Source organism: Aquibacillus kalidii, from assembly GCF_014280935.1.
GTDB classification, from domain to species: domain Bacteria; phylum Bacillota; class Bacilli; order Bacillales; family Amphibacillaceae; genus Aquibacillus_D; species Aquibacillus_D kalidii.
This window is the reverse complement of the sequence record NZ_JACLZI010000024.1, coordinates 21,107-35,407: the sequence shown is the minus strand read 5'-3', so window position 1 is coordinate 35,407 and position 14,301 is coordinate 21,107. Positions and strand designations below refer to the sequence as shown.

The window sequence follows — 14,301 nt, the reverse complement described above, 5'->3', positions numbered from 1 at the left end:
TTTGTATGTCGGATGATTATAATAGCTATACTAGAGTAAACCGCTTTGAAAAGAAGAGGAAAAACACAAAAGCCATTTCTATTCTAGGAAGTATAGGAGGAGTATTAGTTATTGTACTAATTGGCTTCTTTATTTTTGGTGGAAATGAGGAAGACCAGGCTAAAAGCGTAGGTACAAACGATAAATCAAATAATCAAGAAGATGTGACTACTGAAGAGGACACTACAGAACCAAGTCTAGGTGAAGCCAATGTGGAGCAAGGTGATCAAGCAAGTATTGAAGTAAATGAAGACATAGAGTCAGAAGGGTTAGAGACGGTACCTTCTAGTGATGATAATGTAGTGAAAGCATATAAAAAAGATTGGCAGCCCGTTGGAACGGAACAACAAGGTGAACATGTGGTTAGCTTTGAACCGGAATCTCAAGATTGGCAGGAAATGATGCGTGCAGTTCGGGTTGCTACAAACTTAACACCTGATGATATGATTCAGTGGTGGGTTACAAGAGGAAATGACGATCAATCTGTAGTCGCTACAGTTTCCAATAATGCCGAAACAGAGATATACCGTGTTTATGTAAGTTGGGCTGATGGTCAGGGGTGGAAACCAACCTTGGTAGAAGAATTAAAAGAAAATGATCAGAAAGACCGTTTTGCTGGAGAAGATGATTCTTCAAATGCTGACTCAACAGAAGACGCACAAGACATACAAGAATAGATACACATATAAGGAGGAACTTTTACATTGACTATAGGAATAATCGGAGCAATGGACGAAGAAGTAAAATTATTACAAAATAAAATGGAGCTAACTAGGCAGGAGGATGTTGCTGGATGCAGGTTTAGTGTAGGAAAGTTGAATGGGAAAGAGGTAGTGCTACTTAAATCAGGTATAGGTAAGGTTAATGCAGCCTTAGCGACGACTATCCTTCATGAGCGCTATACACCATCAAAAATAATTAATACAGGCTCTGCTGGAGGATTTGCTAAGGATCTGGATGTTGGAGATCTTGTCATTTCAACTGAAGTTGTTCATCATGATGTGGATGTAACGGCATTCAACTACGAATACGGACAAGTTCCAGGAATGCCACCAACATTTATTGCAGATGAAACCTTAATACAGGCTGCTGAGGAGGCTACAAAGCAATTAACCACCATAAACTCTACTACAGGTTTAATTGCAACTGGTGACTCATTTATGCAAGACGAGAAGCGAGTGGAATATGTAAGAGGTAAGTTTCCAATGATGCTTGCAAGTGAGATGGAGGCTGCTGCCATAGCACAAGTATGCTTCCAATATAAAACACCTTTTGTCATAATTAGAGCGTTATCTGACATAGCAGGGAAAGAATCTTCCGTATCATTTGATGCGTTTTTAGATAAAGCAGCTACTAATGCTGCACAATTAATAATCGAACTGGTAACAAATATTCAAGATTAATCATATTTTATTACCAACATTTACACCCCTTTTTTGGATTGCTTTTATGTTATTATGCATATAAGGGCTGAAGGAGGGGTATAATATTGAATTCGCAGTCAAAGCACCTGAAGGATAAAATAGAAGATTACAGTAGGTTTCTGTTTACATTATTAATCCTGAGTATTTACTTTTATTTGGGAATGATTATTAATACATTTCTTGAACCAAGTGATAAATACGGTATTTTGATCATCTTAATGTTGGTTAGTATATCTTTAGCCGCATGGTTTGCTTTCCTGCTAAAAAGATGGCAAAACCAATTAAGTGAAATGGTCGAACAATAAAACCCTCTGATTCTTACATGGAATCAGAGGGTTTTATTAGTTTAGATTAGAGATAATTGAAATAGTAATATCCGCCGCCTAAAATTAATAGGAGTACGACGCCAACTACTAATAATGCAAATCCTAAGCCACTACCACCACTATAGCCATAATCAAAATAATTGGGATAACCGAATTCATAGTTTGGGTATCCGTATCCGAAGCCTTGATAAGGATAGTAGTAATCATAACCCCAATATGGCACAATATCACCACCTTAAAGGTTTTTACTATATCCTATGCAAGAAGCCTATTTTCGAATGGGTTGATGTCCTTAATCCTTTTGTTTTTCTTTTTTGTAATACTCATGAAATACCTTCATTAGCGCTCTCTTTTCAATTCGTGAGACATAACTTCTAGATATCTTTAATTTTTTAGCAATTTCTCTTTGTGTTAACTCATCTTCATTGCTTAAGCCATAACGCGCAATAATTACTTCTTTTTCACGCTTATCTAAAATGTCTAAGTATTCTCTTATTTTAGCAACTTCCATGTTCAATTGAATATACTCTATGACATCTTCATTTTCTGCTTCTAGAATATCAATTAAACTAATTTCATTTCCTTCTTTATCCTGACCAATTGGATCTTGCAAGGAAACATCTTTTTTTGTTTTCTTTAATGCCCGTAAATGCATTAATATTTCATTTTCGATACAACGGGCAGCATACGTTGCTAATTTTGTACCTTTACCACTAGAAAAACTTTCAATTCCTTTGATTAAACCGATTGTTCCAATCGATATCAAATCTTCTGTATCCTCTCCAGTATTTTCAAATTTTTTGACAATGTGGGCAACTAGACGCAAATTATGCTCAATCAATTTGTTTCTAGCTTCTTCATCACCCTCTTGCATTTTTTCAATTTGAATGGCTTCTTCTTCTGATGATAAAGGCTGAGGAAAGGCATGATTTTTTACGTAAGATACAAAGAATAACGCCTCTTTAATGAGTAAAGCTAGTGCGCTTAGAATGGTAGACAAACACATGCACCTCCTGCTGATTTGGGCTTAAGCCTATACATCATTCTTATGTTGTAAGAGCCCAAAAAGTGCCTGTCCACATAAAATTTATCAAATGGATTTATTTGTTAATTAGGTATACCGGGATTACTTAAACGTTATAAGAAGATTTATAGGTAAAAAAAGCTGTGAGGCAGTGTAACGCCTCACAGCTTTTGTAATTACCTATTCAATCGAATTATCCTTAAATGAGTCAGCATAATCATCTTGTAATTTGTTTCTGCTCCATGGTTTAACGCCGCTTCGATGTGCTGCACGGGATATAACGTGACCAGATACTGGTGCAGTTAGTAATACAAAAATAACTCCTAATATTAATTTACCACTAACAATGTGATGTTCAATATAGAGAAATATAAATGCTCCAATCATAATACCAGCAACACCAAGTGTAGATGCTTTTGTTGCAGCATGTAACCTCGTGTACACATCAGGAAACCGTATCAGACCGACGGAACTAGAAAATATAAAAAAGGTGCCAATTAGTAAACTTATAATTACAACTATGTCAACAATAATGTCAATCCAAGTCTCTATCAATAATAACACCCTTTTCTAAGAATTTTGCTAGCGCAATGGTACCGATAAATAATAATATTCCGATTAGCAAGACAACGTCATTTAATCTTGTTGTTTCCAGTAGAATAGCAATCAGTCCTACAAGTGCCATTAAATTGATACCAATTGTGTCTAAAGCTACAGCGCGATCAGGATTTGTTGGCCCGATAATGACACGGTATAAAAGCATCAAAATAGATATGCTTATAAATACAATACAAATGATGGAAACAGTTTCAACAGCAGAATCCATTGATTTTACTAAATCACTCATCGTGTCACCTCCATAATCGCTTTTTCAAACGTGTCTTTAATTGAGTTTATCGATTCTTCACTATCACCTATATCCATGGCATGAATATAAATAAAGGAGTTGTCGTCTGATACAGCCACAGACAATGTTCCAGGAGTTAATGTAATTAAATTAGCTAAGATTGTGATCTCCCAGTTACTTTTTAATTCCGTCGGTAATGCAAAAATACCTGGTTCGAAAGTTTGTTTGGGTTTATAAACTAACTTCACAATCTCAATATTTGATAATAGTAATTCCTTAAAAAATAATAAAACTAACTTAATTACTTTTACAACCCGTTTCATATAAAAGGCATCTGGTATAAATCTTTGTAGAACGAGCAATAACAGAATCCCAATTATATAGCCGGATATAAATGCAGAAAAAGTGTAACTTTCACTTAGAAACATCCACATACCTGCAATGATAATGTTTAAGAGAATTTGAAAAGGCATTAGCATTTACTCCTTTAATACGGATTGTATATAGATTTCTGGATTCATTAAGTAGTCAGCTATCTGTTCTACACTAGGGAAGATTAATTCAGCGCCAACTCCAAGGAATACAGAGAAGAATAATAAAAACACAACTGGCAGCGTAAAACGTCGTGCAGCTGCTTTATTTACGGTAACTGTTTCGTCTTTTTCACCCCAGAATGCTTGGATAAAGATGCGGATCATGGATAATAAGATTAACAGACTAGCTAATAATCCAACAATTACGATAAGGATCTCTCCTTCTTCAAATGCACCCTTGAGTAACTGAAGTTTCCCTATAAATCCACTAAAAGGTGGAATACCCGCTAATACGAAGGAAGATAAGAAAAATAGCCAACCGAGTAAAGGATAGTGGTGTATCAATCCTTTCATTTTTCTTAAATCAGTCGTACCAGTTAAATAGACAACAGCGCCAACTAAAAGGAACAATGCTGCCTTAATTATCATGTCATGAATTAAGTAATAGACTGTTCCGCTAAGAGAGGTTTCATTGAAAATAGCAATACCGATTAACATAAATCCGACCGCAGGAATGATGTTGTATGCAACAATGAGTTTAATATTGTTGGTCGATAGGGCACCTATGACCCCGAAAATGAGTGTTAATCCTGCAATCCAAAGGAAGAATGTATGTGTAAAGTCGGTATCGTGAATGAAAATCAACGTAAACACGCGCAAGATAGAGTATATTCCTACCTTTGTTAATAAGGCACCGAATAATGCAGAGACAACAGGATTCGGTACTGTATAAGGCTTTGGTAGCCAATAATACAAAGGAAATAAAGCTGCTTTTGTACCGAAAACGAAAAATAACAGTATCCCGATGGTTGTTAGTATTCCTTTTTGTTCTACACCTTGAACACGTTCAGCAATGTGTGCCATATTAACAGTTCCTACTACAGAGTATAAAAATGCCACTGCTGTAACAAAGAGCATAGAGGAAAAAAGATTGATTAGAACGTATTTAATGGACTCTCTTAATTGTACTTTTCCGCCACCAAGAACAATTAACGCATAAGAAGCCATCAATAACACTTCAAAGAATACAAATAGGTTAAACAAGTCTCCTGTAATAAAAGCGCCAGAAACTCCTGTGATTAGTAAAAAGAAGAAGGTGTAAAAATAAAATTCTTCTTGTTTTTTACTTAAAGATGCTGGAGCATAAAACACAGCAGCTATCCCAATGATATTTGTCGTTAATACTAATGTTATGGACAACAAGTCTGCCACTAAAATGATGCCATATGGTGCTTCCCATCCCCCTGTTTCAAGAATAACCGCACCATTTTCTTTAACGTATAACCAAATAAACAATACAACTAACGTATTTGTGGTCGTTAGTATTTTAGCTAGGCTTCTTACTAATGGTATTTTTTTGTGAAAAAACGCGAGTAGAATGCCGGCAATCATCGGTATGACAATCGGCAACACAGCTAAGTTACTAATCATTTTCGTTACCCCTTAATAAATCCATATTATCCGTTTCATTTTCTTTCGATGCTCGATACGCTAATACTAACAATAAGCTAGTAACACCAAAACTGATAACAATTGAGGTAAGTATTAACGCTTGTGGAAGTGGATCTGTGTAATGATCAGGATTTGTATCTCCATGCTCCAAGATTGGAGGAAGACCAGTTTTTAACTTCCCCATTGTTAAAATGAAGAGATGGGCCCCATGAGATATGAGACCAGTCCCGATAATGATCCTTAATAGTTGTTTCTGTAATAAATTATAGATTCCTGTTGTAAATAAGATTCCAGCAAGAATGGACATGATAATTTCCATTTATTCTGCCCCTTTCTTGGCACGTAGTTTGATTAAACCATAAATGCCTAGTGCAGCAATACCAAGTACAGTAATTTCAAAGAGTGTATCCAAGCCACGCATATCGACTAGTATTACGTTTACTACGTTATCTCCGCCACCAAGGTCATGTGAAGTATGAATGAAATAATCAGCTATCGTGCTATACCATTTGCTACTGTGGGCAGAAATAGCTATAAGAGTCATTAACAAACCAAAACCGATTGAAATAATTAAGTTAACTGATTTAAAACCAATTGACTCAGTTCTTGGTCTTAAATTTGGTAAATGATAAAAACATAGTAAAAATAAACCTACCGTAATGGTTTCTACAACTAATTGTGTTAAAGCTAAATCTGGTGCACGATAGATAACAAATAAAATGGACAATCCGTAACCTACTACACCTAATATAAGAATGGCCGCAATTCTATTTCTCGTAAAAATAGTTGTTATGGCAGCTATCGCCATTGTAGCGGCAACTAAAATCTCAGGAAGCTTAATATCTGCTAACGTATCCGGATGCAATTCTATTGTAAATCCATCTGTTAAATACATCGTTCCGAGGGACACCACTATAATTGCTGCTAATATAAGTGCCATGTATCTTCTTAATGAACCATTCATATAACTGTTAGTTATCCTTGCAGAGACAGTTTTTGTTCCATTAACGATCGTATCATACACTTTGTTCATGCTAAGTCGGCCAGGTATTGCTTGATAAACGCCACTCCATTTTTTTCTGAAGATGAATAGTACCGTACCAACACCAACAACTACTAAAGACATTTTGAGTGGTGTAATAAACCCATGCCAGAATTTTATTTCGTGCGGATGATACGCTTCTCCTAAAATTGCACTAGCTGTATGAGCTAAAAAGGATTCGTTCACAAGGTTTGGGAATAGTCCAATAATGATTACGCCTAAGATTAATATAGAAGGTGCAATAAGCATCCCGATTGGAGCTTCATGTGGTTTCTTAGGTAACTGATCTAAATGTTTTTCACCTCTAAACGTTCCAAATACAAGATACATGGAATAGACGAAAGTGAAGATGCTACCGAATACTGCCAAGTAAGGAATCGCAGTACGTAAAATTTCTGCAAAAGCCAAACTTGTATTATTCAATTCTAAGGTAGACTCAAAAAACACCTCTTTACTATAAAAACCATTTAAAAATGGAAGAGGTACTCCAGCCATAGAAAAAGTCCCAAAAAAGGCTAAGGTTGCAGAGATTGGCATTAGAGTCATTAATCCGCCCAATTTACGAATATCTCTTGTTCCCGTTTCATGATCCACGATACCTGCAATCATGAATAAACTTCCTTTAAATGTTGCGTGATTTAAAATATGAAATACTGCGCCAAAAATAGCAGCTTCTGTTCCAAATCCCAACATGGCCATAATCATACCTAGCTGACTAATCGTCGAAAAGGCAAGAATACCCTTTAAGTCTGTTTGTCGTACAGCCATATAAGAGCCCCAACACAGTGTAATAATCCCTATACCACTGACAATGATAAAGAACCATTCATTTGTTGAAAAAATAGGTGAGAATCTTGCAATCAGAAATATTCCAGCTTTAACCATTGTTGCTGAATGCAGGTAAGCACTAACAGGTGTAGGAGCTTCCATTGCATCAGGAAGCCAAATATGAAATGGGAATTGAGCAGATTTTGTGAATGCACCAAGAAAAATGAATGTCATGATTAAAGGTAAATAATCACTCGATAGGATTAAGTCTGCTTGTTGAATCATTTCATGAATACTTGTTGTTTTCGTAATAACTGTTAATAATAGAAATGCTCCGAGTAGACTCAATCCACCGAACACTGTAATTAACATTGATTTTAATGCACCATATCTAGACCGTTCTCTATGGTTCCAATACCCAATTAATAGAAAGGAAGAAATCGATGTGAGTTCCCAGAATGTATAAAGGACAAATACGTTATCGGATAGGACAACACCAAACATTGCAGCCATAAAAAGTAATAAATACACATAAAAATGTCCAAGTCGCTCCGATTTATGCAAATAATAGATGGAATAAAAAGTAACGAGTGCACCAATTCCACTGATTAGAAGGACAAACAATAAACTCAGTCCATCTAGATGAAAGTTAAGTGTGATATCCAATGATGGGATCCAAGGATAGCTTTTCATCACCGGTTCGAAATCATGTCCTATAAAGGAAACAAAGTATAAGAATATACTTAACGGTGCAAGTAATACAAAGAATCCTGTATGTACTTTGTGCTTATACCTACTTAAGAAGGGGATTAAGCAAGCAAGTAGTAATGGAAAAAAAACAGCAAATAACATCTATATATGGTCCTCCTTTAATTAACTGCAGTTTTACTATAATCGTATGTTTTTCAACCCAACTATCATACTACATTTTTAACAAAAACAGTATGATTATACAACATAAAACGTTGCGTAATTTCAATCATAACAAAACAAAAAACCCTTGCCACGTTAGAGAACGGCAAGAGTTCGACAATTTTATGAATTTTTCTTGGCGAAAAATGTTTATATAATTTAGTTGGCAAAATATTGAATTTCGTGTAATAATGATCTTCTTTGAATTTCTTTTTCTATTAATTGGATAAATTCTTTACTTAATTCCAATTCATTTGCCTTGTAATAGGATTCAAGTAAAAGCTCATCTGACAAATGTTCCATCATAGCCCCTCCTATATTTGGAGTCCCCTTCCACCCCTGTGGTTAAAGGATTTTTACTGCTTCTTAAGAAGTTAATATAACTTTATCATGAATAGTATAGGTGGACAAGTTGAAAGTTATCTACAGGTGATTGTATATAACTTGTTAGTAAAGGGTTAATAGATATAGAAAAGGGTGATTTAACAACCTTAATTTTGTGCATAAAGTTATCCACAGAAAAGATGTTGTTGAAAAATGTCGAAAAGTTTTTGTGAAAAAACTAAAATTCTAGCATATAAATAGTAAGTTTTAATAATTTGTTTTGAAACAACTACTTAAATTGTTTATGATGAGTAAGGAGTATTAAGGGGAAATAATACTGACTTTTATAAAATAAGGAATAATAATTGAAAAGCATATGAGGTGACGTATAGTTGTTGAAATATTTTTTGCCAAATGAACATGTTAAAAGTGTATTTGAGATAACACCGGAAGAGTTAAAAGAGAAAGGAATTAAAGGAATCATAACCGATCTGGATAACACTTTGGTTGCTTGGGATGTAAAAGATGCTACGCCTGAAATAATTAAATGGTTTCAATTAATGGAAGAAAATGATATAAAAGTTACCATTATTTCTAATAATAAGGAAGAACGAGTAAAAATATTCTCGGAGCCGTTAAAGACCCCTTTTGTTTACAGTGCTAGAAAACCTTTAGGACTGGCGTTTAAACGTGCAGCTAAGCAAATGGAATTATCTAAGGATGAGATTGTTGTCATAGGGGACCAGATTCTCACAGATGTATTAGGAGGAAATAGCGCGGGCTTTTACACCATTTTAGTCGTTCCAATCGTACAAACGGATGGGAAAATAACTAGGATCAACCGTCAAATTGAAAGAAGAATTTTAAGTTGGATGAGAAGGAAAGGTATGATTAGTTGGGAGGAATAGATGTGGAAGAGATAATTTGTCAAGGGTGTGGTGTACAAATCCAAACGGAAGATCAAGATAAGGCAGGATTTGTTCCAGCTTCTGCGTTAAATAAAGAAGTAATTATTTGTAAACGATGTTTTAGGTTAAAACATTACAACGAAGTACAAGATGTGTCTTATACAGATGATGATTTCTTAGAAATGATAAGCCAAATAAGAAATACACAAGGTTTAATTATTAAAATTGTTGATATTTTTGATTTTAATGGGAGTTTTATTCCAAGTCTACAGCGATTAACAGGAAATAATCCAATTATAATGGTAGGGAATAAAGTAGACCTTTTGCCTAAATCAACGAATCACAACAAATTAAAGCAATGGATGAAAAAATCTGCAAGTGATATGGGCCTTACCGTTCAGGATGTATTTTTGATTTCAGCTTCTAAGGGGCAAGGTATGGATGCCCTTGAACAGGCAATTGAAAGTTACCGAAAGGGAAAAGACGTTTACGTAGTTGGTAGTACCAATGTTGGGAAATCTACATTTATTAATAAGTTAATCGATCGAACGAGTGGTATTCAAGATGCTATTACTACCTCCTATTTTCCTGGTACAACATTAGGGTTTATTGATATTCCACTTGATGATCGTAGCTCATTATTTGATACACCAGGGGTTATTAATAGGAAGCAAATGGCACATTATATTTCAGAAGCAGATCTAAAGGTTATTACACCGAAAAAAGAAATAAAGCCTAGAGTTTTCCAACTAAATGACCAACAAACGCTCTATTTTGGTGGATTAGCGCGAATCGATTTTGAAAAAGGAGAAAGGCAGTCGTTTGTTTGTTATTTTTCAAATGAGTTGACCATTCATAGAACTAAACTAGATAATGCAGAAGAGCTTTATGAAAAACATATCGGGGAATTGTTGTCGCCGCCCAATGATGAAACGTTAAAACAACTCCCACCATTATCATCCCGAACCATGAAGATAGCAGATAAGAAAACAGACATAGTTTTTCCAGGATTAGGTTGGATAACACTACCAGATGGAGAAATTACTGTCACTGTTCATAGTCCAAAGGGTGTGCCAGTGTCGTTACGTGAATCATTAATATAAAGTGCGATAGGGGGAGGAATATGAGTACATTATCACTGGGATTAATCGGTTTTCCGATTCAGCATTCACTTTCACCGTGGATCCATAACCATTTTATGAAGAAACTTGGTATTAATGGGGAATATGTTCTATATGAAACAAAGAAAGAACATTTTGCTGCGACAATTGATCGCTTAAAAGAAAAGCAACTCAATGGTTTTAATGTAACAGTGCCTTATAAGCAAGACATAATCAACTACTTGGATGAATTAGATCCGGATGCAGCTAGAATAGGCGCGGTAAATACAGTTACCCAAATCAATGGTAAATGGAAAGGGTATAATACGGATGGGATGGGATATGTTCAATCCGTTAGGGATTATTACCCGGATTTATTTCAACCCAAGAATCGAGTTTTAATATTAGGTGCAGGTGGTGCGGCACGAGGAATTTATCGTGCACTAGTACAGGAGCCGTTTTCTATTGTAGATATTGCAAATCGAACTTTTGAGAAAGCTCAACAATTAGCGGAGTTAAAGGACGACCATGTGGAAACGAATATTTTGTCTTTCGAAGAGGCCCAATTAAGATTAGAGGATTATGATTATGTTGTACAGACCACTTCAGTAGGTATGAATAAGGAAGAAACGATTATCTCCCTAGATAATTTGAAAAAAGGGGCGGTAGTAAGTGATATTGTCTATCAACCTCTAATGACGAGCTTCTTAAAAGAGGCGCATTCCAATTATGGGAAAATTCATCAAGGCCATGCCATGTTATTATATCAAGCACAATTGGCTTTTCAAATTTGGTCAGGAAAACAGTTCGGACTAGGAGATACTTTAAAATTAATGGAAGAAAGATTGAGAGGGAATGAATAAAATGTTAACAGGAAAACAAAAGCGGTTTTTACGTGCGGAAGCACACCATTTGAACCCTATTTTTCAAGTAGGTAAGACAGGAACTAATGATAATATGATCATTCAAATTAATGAGGCGTTAGAAAAAAGAGAGTTGTTAAAGGTATCTATTTTACAAAACTGTATGGAAGATAAAAATGAGGTAGCCGGAGAGTTATCAGAAGGTACTGGGGCTGAGATTGTTCAAATTATAGGAAACATCATTGTATTATATAAAGAATCTAAGGAAAACAAACAATTACAGTTACCTTAATTCAAGTAACGACTATTTAATAATTGAGGTTATGTAAAAGGAGTAAAACATGAAAAAGGTTGGTTTATTGGGGGGGACGTTCGATCCTCCTCATTATGGACACTTATTAATTGCTGAAGAGGTATATCAAGCATTGGAATTGGATGAAGTTTGGTTCATTCCTTCCTATGAACCACCGCATAAAGAAAAAGCAAATATAAAAGCATCTGATCGTGTCGCAATGTTAAAAAATGCAATTTCTGATAATGATCATTTTTCTTTGAATACATTAGAAATAGATCGCTTAGGTAAATCATATACTTATGATACGATCGTTCATTTAAAAGAGAAATTTCCTACCTTTCAATTTTATTTTATCATTGGAGCAGATATGGTGGAATTCTTACCTAAGTGGAATAAAATCGAAGAATTAATTCAATTAGTTGATTTTGTAGGGGTTAAAAGAAATGATTATCAATTAGTTTCTAAGTATCCTATTATAGAAGTGAATATACCCGGAGTTGAGATATCTTCTACTATGATCAGGCAAAGGATTAGACAAGGGCATTCGATCAGGTATCTAATACCTACGAAGGTAGAGGAGTTTATAAAGGAGTTACAATTGTATGAATCTTAAGGAAGCATTGCAATTTGTAGAACCTCATTTAAAGAAGTCTAGATTTGAACATACTAAAAGGGTTGTAGAAACTGCTGTTGATCTGGCTGATTTTTATCAAGCAGACATTGAAAAAGTAGAGTTAGCCGCGGCATTACATGACTATGCGAAATACCGTGATAAAGAAGAAATGAAAAGGTGGATTATCGAAGAATCGCTACCTAAAGACTTACTAGAGTTCCATCATGAGCTATGGCATGGACCTGTTGGATCATTGCTATTAAAAAAGGAAGCTGGAATTAAAGATACTAATGTTTTAAGTGCAGTTCGCTGGCATACTACTGGAAAAGCTGGCATGTCTTTAATAGAAAAAATTGTTTTCATAGCAGATTATATTGAACCAGGTCGGGATTTCCCGGGTGTGGATGAAGTGAGACATCAAGTAAAACTAAGCCTAGACTTAGCTTGTTGGATGGCACTTAGGAATACAATTCAATTTCTAATGAGCAAAAAACAAACTATTTATCCGGATACATTTCATGCGTATAATGATTTCACTAGTCGATTATCATAATGAATAACTTATTTATTTTAGTTAAATTGACTGCAACCTGCTAAAACAAAGAGGAAATATGTGTATTATATATTGGAGGGATTTATTGAATGGATAGCAAACAACTTGTACAACTAACTGCAAAAGCTTGTGACGATAAAAGGGGTCAGGATATCGTAATTCTAGATATGAAGGATGTTTCTTTAATTTCTGATTACTTTGTCATATGTGAAGGAACGAATGAACGTCAGGTCCAAGCAATTGCACGTGAAATTAAAGAACAAGCACAAGAGAAGGACATTCATATCAAACGTCTAGAAGGTTTTGAGCAAGCACGATGGATTCTTGTCGACCTTGGCGATGTTGTTTGCCATGTTTTCCATAAAGATGAAAGAAATTATTATAATTTAGAGAGACTATGGGGAGATGCTCCTTCAGTCGAACTAAGTTTAGATCAAGAGAGCTAAACATGTCGTATCAGAAGATGGCATATGTCTATGACGTGTTAATGGAAGATGCCCCCTATGACGATTGGATGCTGTTTGCAGAACAAATGTTTAAACAATATGGATCTTCTGTACAGACGGTTGCTGATCTGGGGTGTGGAACGGGTCAATTAACACGAAGGCTGGCTAAACGAGGATATCATTTACTTGGAGTAGATTATTCGTCAGACATGTTAACATATGCACAACAAGCTGCTGCTGAAGAAAATCTGTCCATACAATGGTACAAGCAAGATTTACGCCAATTAGAAGGATTTCATCAAATTGATGCAGCTATCAGCTTTTGTGATGTCATTAATTATGTAACGGATAAAGAAGATGTAAAGCAAGTATTTCAACGTATTCATAATGTTCTTAAGCAAGGTGGTTTATTCTTATTTGATGCCCATTCTATGAGGCATGTGGAGGAAAACCTTAAAGGCGAGACTTTTGCGGAAATTTATGATGACCTTACATATGTATGGCTTTGTCAGCCTGGAGAAGAAGAAGGCGAAGTTTATCATGAGTTAACCTTTTTCGTTCAAGATAACGATCGATATGAAAGGTTTGATGAGACACATCACCAACGAACTTTTTCTATAAATGAATATAAACAGTGGCTTAAAGAAGCAGGCTTTACTGTTCGTGGAATCTATTCTGACTTTTCTATAGAACAAACAGAAGCTAACACAGGAGAACGTATATTTTTTGTTTGCCAAAAAAATCAAGACAGCTGATCGACTTAGCTGTCTTGATTTAAATATTTTAAAAAGGTGGAAGGATTTATCTTAACTATGTCGAAACATATAAACTA

At 35.2% G+C, this 14,301-nt stretch carries 20 protein-coding genes; 11 read left to right on the top strand and 9 right to left on the bottom strand.

Going from position 1 to position 14,301, the window contains the following annotated elements; all coding sequences use genetic code 11:
- Positions 1 to 5: 5 nt before the first annotated feature.
- From H7K77_RS04285 to H7K77_RS04275, 3 genes are all read left to right on the top strand, one after another.
- Entirely contained in the window at positions 6 to 716 is a 711-nt protein-coding gene (locus H7K77_RS04285; RefSeq protein WP_186576486.1) for a YrrS family protein, read from the top strand.
- Between the two features lie 27 nt (positions 717 to 743).
- On the top strand, positions 744 to 1,442 hold the full coding sequence (gene mtnN, locus H7K77_RS04280) for a 5'-methylthioadenosine/S-adenosylhomocysteine nucleosidase (RefSeq protein WP_186576485.1): 699 nt from the start codon (positions 744 to 746) through the stop codon (positions 1,440 to 1,442).
- A gap of 86 nt (positions 1,443 to 1,528) precedes the next feature.
- Complete coding sequence (locus H7K77_RS04275; RefSeq protein WP_186576484.1) at positions 1,529 to 1,768, top strand: YrhC family protein; 240 nt, start codon at positions 1,529 to 1,531, stop codon at positions 1,766 to 1,768.
- Positions 1,769 to 1,814: 46 nt separating this feature from the next.
- Here the strand turns inward: H7K77_RS04275 and H7K77_RS04270 are convergent, their stop codons facing one another.
- From H7K77_RS04270 to sda, 9 genes are all read right to left on the bottom strand, one after another.
- A complete protein-coding gene (locus H7K77_RS04270) occupies positions 1,815 to 2,012 on the bottom strand; it encodes a hypothetical protein (protein WP_186576483.1) in 198 nt (65 codons plus the stop codon).
- A 69-nt stretch (positions 2,013 to 2,081) separates the two neighbouring features.
- On the bottom strand, positions 2,082 to 2,789 hold the full coding sequence (gene sigK, locus H7K77_RS04265) for an RNA polymerase sporulation sigma factor SigK (RefSeq protein WP_186576482.1): 708 nt from the start codon (positions 2,787 to 2,789) through the stop codon (positions 2,082 to 2,084).
- A 204-nt stretch (positions 2,790 to 2,993) separates the two neighbouring features.
- Positions 2,994 to 3,368, bottom strand: coding sequence for a monovalent cation/H(+) antiporter subunit G (mnhG, locus tag H7K77_RS04260; RefSeq protein WP_186576481.1), 375 nt, complete (start codon positions 3,366 to 3,368; stop codon positions 2,994 to 2,996).
- Complete coding sequence (locus H7K77_RS04255) at positions 3,349 to 3,639, bottom strand: Na(+)/H(+) antiporter subunit F1 (RefSeq protein WP_407926413.1); 291 nt, start codon at positions 3,637 to 3,639, stop codon at positions 3,349 to 3,351. The genes mnhG and H7K77_RS04255 overlap by 20 nt, the downstream gene beginning before the upstream one ends.
- Positions 3,640 to 3,656: 17 nt before the next feature.
- Positions 3,657 to 4,133: a Na+/H+ antiporter subunit E gene (locus H7K77_RS04250; RefSeq protein ID WP_186576479.1), complete on the bottom strand. Its 477-nt coding sequence runs from the start codon at positions 4,131 to 4,133 to the stop codon at positions 3,657 to 3,659.
- 6 nt (positions 4,134 to 4,139) lie between these two features.
- Positions 4,140 to 5,624: a Na+/H+ antiporter subunit D gene (locus H7K77_RS04245; protein WP_222599207.1), complete on the bottom strand. Its 1,485-nt coding sequence runs from the start codon at positions 5,622 to 5,624 to the stop codon at positions 4,140 to 4,142.
- Positions 5,617 to 5,964, bottom strand: a complete 348-nt coding sequence (locus H7K77_RS04240) for a Na(+)/H(+) antiporter subunit C (RefSeq protein ID WP_186576478.1) — start codon at positions 5,962 to 5,964, stop codon at positions 5,617 to 5,619. The genes H7K77_RS04245 and H7K77_RS04240 overlap by 8 nt, the downstream gene beginning before the upstream one ends.
- On the bottom strand, positions 5,965 to 8,307 hold the full coding sequence (locus tag H7K77_RS04235; RefSeq protein WP_186576477.1) for a Na+/H+ antiporter subunit A: 2,343 nt from the start codon (positions 8,305 to 8,307) through the stop codon (positions 5,965 to 5,967). It lies immediately after the preceding gene.
- Between the two features lie 219 nt (positions 8,308 to 8,526).
- Positions 8,527 to 8,670 carry a sporulation histidine kinase inhibitor Sda gene (sda, locus tag H7K77_RS04230; RefSeq protein WP_186576476.1) on the bottom strand — a complete coding sequence of 48 codons (144 nt, stop codon included), beginning with the start codon at positions 8,668 to 8,670 and terminating at the stop codon, positions 8,527 to 8,529.
- Between the two features lie 413 nt (positions 8,671 to 9,083).
- Between sda and H7K77_RS04225 the strand changes: the two genes are divergently transcribed.
- The 8 genes from H7K77_RS04225 to H7K77_RS04190 all read left to right on the top strand — a co-directional run bounded on the left by H7K77_RS04225 (position 9,084) and on the right by H7K77_RS04190 (position 14,224).
- Complete coding sequence (locus tag H7K77_RS04225; protein ID WP_186576475.1) at positions 9,084 to 9,599, top strand: YqeG family HAD IIIA-type phosphatase; 516 nt, start codon at positions 9,084 to 9,086, stop codon at positions 9,597 to 9,599.
- Positions 9,600 to 9,601: 2 nt separating this feature from the next.
- Entirely contained in the window at positions 9,602 to 10,702 is a 1,101-nt protein-coding gene (yqeH, locus tag H7K77_RS04220) for a ribosome biogenesis GTPase YqeH (protein WP_186576474.1), read from the top strand.
- 20 nt (positions 10,703 to 10,722) lie between these two features.
- A complete protein-coding gene (gene aroE / locus H7K77_RS04215) occupies positions 10,723 to 11,562 on the top strand; it encodes a shikimate dehydrogenase (RefSeq protein ID WP_186576473.1) in 840 nt (279 codons plus the stop codon).
- A gap of 1 nt (position 11,563) precedes the next feature.
- The gene (gene yhbY / locus H7K77_RS04210) at positions 11,564 to 11,854 is read left to right on the top strand and encodes a ribosome assembly RNA-binding protein YhbY (protein WP_186576517.1); all 291 of its coding nucleotides are present in this window, start codon (positions 11,564 to 11,566) and stop codon (positions 11,852 to 11,854) included.
- Between the two features lie 49 nt (positions 11,855 to 11,903).
- Positions 11,904 to 12,470, top strand: coding sequence for a nicotinate-nucleotide adenylyltransferase (locus tag H7K77_RS04205; protein ID WP_186576472.1), 567 nt, complete (start codon positions 11,904 to 11,906; stop codon positions 12,468 to 12,470).
- Positions 12,460 to 13,023: a bis(5'-nucleosyl)-tetraphosphatase (symmetrical) YqeK gene (gene yqeK / locus H7K77_RS04200; RefSeq protein WP_186576471.1), complete on the top strand. Its 564-nt coding sequence runs from the start codon at positions 12,460 to 12,462 to the stop codon at positions 13,021 to 13,023. The genes H7K77_RS04205 and yqeK overlap by 11 nt, the downstream gene beginning before the upstream one ends.
- An 89-nt stretch (positions 13,024 to 13,112) precedes the next feature.
- On the top strand, positions 13,113 to 13,469 hold the full coding sequence (gene rsfS, locus H7K77_RS04195) for a ribosome silencing factor (protein WP_186576470.1): 357 nt from the start codon (positions 13,113 to 13,115) through the stop codon (positions 13,467 to 13,469).
- A 2-nt stretch (positions 13,470 to 13,471) separates the two neighbouring features.
- Positions 13,472 to 14,224 (top strand): class I SAM-dependent DNA methyltransferase, encoded by a 753-nt coding sequence (locus H7K77_RS04190; protein WP_186576469.1) that lies wholly within the window; start codon positions 13,472 to 13,474, stop codon positions 14,222 to 14,224.
- Positions 14,225 to 14,301: the final 77 nt, after the last annotated feature.

Excerpts from the sequence above, each read along its gene's own strand:
- H7K77_RS04285 (WP_186576486.1), top strand. The coding sequence starts at position 6 with ATGTCGGATGATTATAATAGCTATACTAGAGTAAACCGCTTTGAAAAG.
- H7K77_RS04255 (WP_407926413.1), bottom strand. The coding sequence starts at position 3,639 with ATGGATTCTGCTGTTGAAACTGTTTCCATCATTTGTATTGTATTTATA.
- H7K77_RS04250 (WP_186576479.1), bottom strand. The coding sequence starts at position 4,133 with ATGCCTTTTCAAATTCTCTTAAACATTATCATTGCAGGTATGTGGATG.
- H7K77_RS04245 (WP_222599207.1), bottom strand. The coding sequence starts at position 5,624 with ATGATTAGTAACTTAGCTGTGTTGCCGATTGTCATACCGATGATTGCC.
- H7K77_RS04240 (WP_186576478.1), bottom strand. The coding sequence starts at position 5,964 with ATGGAAATTATCATGTCCATTCTTGCTGGAATCTTATTTACAACAGGA.
- H7K77_RS04235 (WP_186576477.1), bottom strand. The coding sequence starts at position 8,307 with ATGTTATTTGCTGTTTTTTTTCCATTACTACTTGCTTGCTTAATCCCC.
- sda (WP_186576476.1), bottom strand. The coding sequence starts at position 8,670 with ATGGAACATTTGTCAGATGAGCTTTTACTTGAATCCTATTACAAGGCA.
- aroE (WP_186576473.1), top strand. The coding sequence starts at position 10,723 with ATGAGTACATTATCACTGGGATTAATCGGTTTTCCGATTCAGCATTCA.
- yhbY (WP_186576517.1), top strand. The coding sequence starts at position 11,564 with ATGTTAACAGGAAAACAAAAGCGGTTTTTACGTGCGGAAGCACACCAT.
- H7K77_RS04205 (WP_186576472.1), top strand. The coding sequence starts at position 11,904 with ATGAAAAAGGTTGGTTTATTGGGGGGGACGTTCGATCCTCCTCATTAT.
- yqeK (WP_186576471.1), top strand. The coding sequence starts at position 12,460 with ATGAATCTTAAGGAAGCATTGCAATTTGTAGAACCTCATTTAAAGAAG.
- rsfS (WP_186576470.1), top strand. The coding sequence starts at position 13,113 with ATGGATAGCAAACAACTTGTACAACTAACTGCAAAAGCTTGTGACGAT.
- H7K77_RS04190 (WP_186576469.1), top strand. The coding sequence starts at position 13,472 with ATGTCGTATCAGAAGATGGCATATGTCTATGACGTGTTAATGGAAGAT.